The sequence below is a fragment of the Streptomyces sp. NPDC001093 genome (assembly GCF_040298985.1).
Lineage (GTDB): Bacteria > Actinomycetota > Actinomycetes > Streptomycetales > Streptomycetaceae > Streptomyces.
Map to the genome: position 1 here is coordinate 1 of NZ_JBEPBF010000274.1, position 2,736 is coordinate 2,736.

At 67.5% G+C, this 2,736-nt stretch carries 5 protein-coding genes; 4 read left to right on the forward strand and 1 reads right to left on the reverse strand.

Annotated features, from left to right (window positions below):
* Positions 1-136: 136 nt before the first annotated feature.
* The 4 genes from ABT288_RS49755 (at position 137) to ABT288_RS49770 (ending at position 1,888) form a co-directional block, all read left to right on the forward strand.
* Positions 137-454: a hypothetical protein gene (locus tag ABT288_RS49755; RefSeq protein WP_351623424.1), complete on the forward strand. Its 318-nt coding sequence runs from the start codon at positions 137-139 to the stop codon at positions 452-454.
* A 507-nt stretch (positions 455-961) separates the two neighbouring features.
* Entirely contained in the window at positions 962-1,195 is a 234-nt protein-coding gene (locus ABT288_RS49760; RefSeq protein ID WP_351623425.1) for a hypothetical protein, read from the forward strand.
* Complete coding sequence (locus ABT288_RS49765; RefSeq protein WP_351623426.1) at positions 1,195-1,494, forward strand: hypothetical protein; 300 nt, start codon at positions 1,195-1,197, stop codon at positions 1,492-1,494. The genes ABT288_RS49760 and ABT288_RS49765 overlap by 1 nt, the downstream gene beginning before the upstream one ends.
* A 193-nt stretch (positions 1,495-1,687) precedes the next feature.
* Positions 1,688-1,888, forward strand: coding sequence for a hypothetical protein (locus ABT288_RS49770; RefSeq protein ID WP_193512687.1), 201 nt, complete (start codon positions 1,688-1,690; stop codon positions 1,886-1,888).
* A 20-nt stretch (positions 1,889-1,908) separates the two neighbouring features.
* Here the strand turns inward: ABT288_RS49770 and ABT288_RS49775 are convergent, their stop codons facing one another.
* Positions 1,909-2,439 carry a hypothetical protein gene (locus ABT288_RS49775; RefSeq protein WP_351623427.1) on the reverse strand — a complete coding sequence of 177 codons (531 nt, stop codon included), beginning with the start codon at positions 2,437-2,439 and terminating at the stop codon, positions 1,909-1,911.
* Positions 2,440-2,736: the final 297 nt, after the last annotated feature.

Consider the following 2,736-nt stretch of genomic DNA (forward strand, 5'->3'; position numbering starts at 1 on the left):
GCGTGGTCCCGGCCACCACGCCCGGCCATCTGGCGTTCGCGGCCCGGCTCGCCACCGCCGAACCCGAGGCCACCGCCGACCTCGCCGCGCTCCTCAACGCCGCTACCGAGCCGGCCGGCACCGACAGGGGCCCGGCGTGAACCGCGACCAGGAGCCGGAGGTTGTCGCGGTCTGGCACACCGCGAGCGCCGTCGGCCGGCACTTCGAGGAGTTGCTCGCCGTCGGCACCGTGCGTGCATGGACCGAGCCGCCGATCGGCGAGACGTACTACCCCGGCCATGACGACCCCGACTACAACCCGATCTGCCACTGCCCGCGCACACCGCGCGCCTTCTGCATGGAGTGCGCCGGCTGCGCCGACTGCGAGCAGTGCCGCTGCCCCAGGCCGGCCCCGCCTGTGTTCTCACCCTCTGCAACCTCCCAGACCTCCCAGATCCCCGGGCGAAACCTGTGAGGGATCTGGGAGCCTGGGGCCGGAAATACCCGGTAAGTCCGTGATGCCTGGGAGGTTGGGAGGCCGTTCTCCCAGGCAGACGCGTTCCTGGGAGATGACCGGTGAGCCTGTGACACAACTGGGAGGTGCAGCCCGTGACGATCACGGAAGGTGACTGTCACGCTGTCACGCCCAGGGGGTGTCACGCACCCCGTCCGGCTGTCACGCTGGGGTGTCACGCGGCCGGTTTAGCCCCGAACCACGGGCCCGGACCCCGATCCGGGCCTCTTGCCTGATCAGCGTGACACGGCCCTGGTCCGGTTACCGTCCGCTCCCGAACAGTCCTAACAGTCCTGGGTCCCGAGACCGGCGTTTCCCTGGTGGACACGAACGGGGCCAGTAGCTGGGTCCACTTGGGTCCCCGGGGCTCACCCGCTCGCCCAGGCCGGTTCGTCCGGAGTGGTCCCCAGTACCGGGGGCGGCCGATACCGTTGGGGAGACGCCAGTTCCGCCCTTACGGAGCCCTCGATGAGCGAACAGCCGGCACCCGCCGACCACGCCCGGCAGCAGCTGGAGCCCGCGGCCGCCGACGCAGTCCGTGCCTACGCGGCCAAAACCCGTGAGAACGCCGACCAGTTTGCCGCCGTCCTGGAGGACATCGCCACCAACGGCCTGCCGTCGGTGGAGGACTGCACGCCGTGGGAGGAGCTGCGCGAGGCCCACCTCGCCCGGCTCGCCGCGCAGCGCCCGGCCGTCGCCTGATGGCCCCGCAGCCCGGCCCGCGCCGCGCCCGGATCGCCTTCTCCGACTCCGCCGCCAAGCAACTGGAGAACATCACCAGCGAGACGGAGATCCACGCCCTGGACCGCGCCCTGGTCGTCGTCTCCGTCGACCCCGACGTGGGCGAGCCGATCCCCGGCGACACCGCCGGCCCTCAGCTGCGCCAGTACACCGACCATGTCGAACAGGTCCGGATCCTGTACTTCGTCACCGCGCTGCGCACCGTCGTTATCTCGGGTTTGTGTCGCGTCGTTGCAGCTCAGGGCGTCGCTGCTGTGTGAGGGACGTTAGCCATGGTCCCGCTTCAAATAGGGTGACGGGGTGTCTCAGAGTCCTGATCAGCCGCTTCTGCCGTCTCGTCATCAAGTCGGCAGCCTTCGTGACTTCCTCCATGGAAGGACGTACTCGGCTGCCTCAGTCACCATCCGGCTCGACGGTGCACCGTCTCATGCTGCGGGCTCGCCTCTGGATGACGTGAGCAAGGTCTCCGATGCCCTGTATGAGGTTGTCGACGGTCTTGCCAGGCAGGTGCTGGACGCGGTTTTCTCCGGGCAGCCGAACGCTGAGGCGCGTGGCGCATGGGTCGCGCTCTTGTTGATCGCCCAGAACTGGCGGGACTCACCTGATCTGCCGGCAGAGTTGAAGACCATGGTTGATGAGGCCCTTCCACTCTGATGGGCGGCAACGCTGGATCGTCACCAGTCCAGCTCCGTCAGGTCATCGCTCCTGGTCTCCAGCTGCGCGGAGTCTGGCAGCGGCTTCAGCCGGTGTGTCGTAGTAGCCGGGGCGAGCCAGGAGGACCGAGCTGAAGTAGTAACCCTGTTCTTCGTCGGGTTCGTCGTCCGCTTCGAAGGGGCGCCAGAAGCTGAGAAGAAGTCTGGTGCGATGAAGGAGGCCGGGTCGTCCTCGGCCTCGGTGATTGTGGCGAGCCCTCGCAGCTGGGTGACCACCTCGGTAGCGGGCAGACCGAAGACATCGATGCCGCGGAACCGGACGATGTCCTGGCCGCTGGCGGGTCGGCCCAGCTCGATTGCTTCGAGCTTGCCGCGCGAGCAGTGAATGCTGACCATCAGGCCGCTTGGCCGGAAGACGAACCTGCCCAATTGGTCTGATTCCGAGATCGCTGAGGGATCGCGGAACGAGGTGAGCGCTTGGTCTGCCGCCTCGCGGGGCATGCCGATGACCAGGGCGCCGAGACCGGTGGGCGGCGTGAGTTCGAATTCCATGAGCGAATGATTCCAGAACCGATGATCGGCGGGATTCAGCGCTCTGGTGGCAACCGATTCTCGTTGCGGATCATGCGGCGGAGGCTTGTGCGGGCAGCTGCCAGGTCGTCCTCGAGCTCGGTGACTCGTTGCCGGAGCTGTGTGTTCTCTGTGGTCGCCTGCCGTTCCGCCGTGGAGAGTCGTAGGTTCTCCTCGGTGAGCTGGGCCTTCCCCCGTGATGGTGGACACGCTTCGTTGATCACGCGGCGAGCGTGAGCTTAGCCGCGTGGTGTCGGCGTTCGTATTCGTTGGGGCTGA

What these genes read in the sequence shown, in the direction of transcription:
- ABT288_RS49760 (WP_351623425.1), top strand. Translation starts at nt 962, where the DNA reads ATGAGCGAACAGCCGGCACCCGCCGACCACGCCCGGCAGCAGCTGGAG.
- ABT288_RS49765 (WP_351623426.1), top strand. Translation starts at nt 1,195, where the DNA reads ATGGCCCCGCAGCCCGGCCCGCGCCGCGCCCGGATCGCCTTCTCCGAC.
- ABT288_RS49775 (WP_351623427.1), bottom strand. Translation starts at nt 2,439, where the DNA reads ATGGAATTCGAACTCACGCCGCCCACCGGTCTCGGCGCCCTGGTCATC.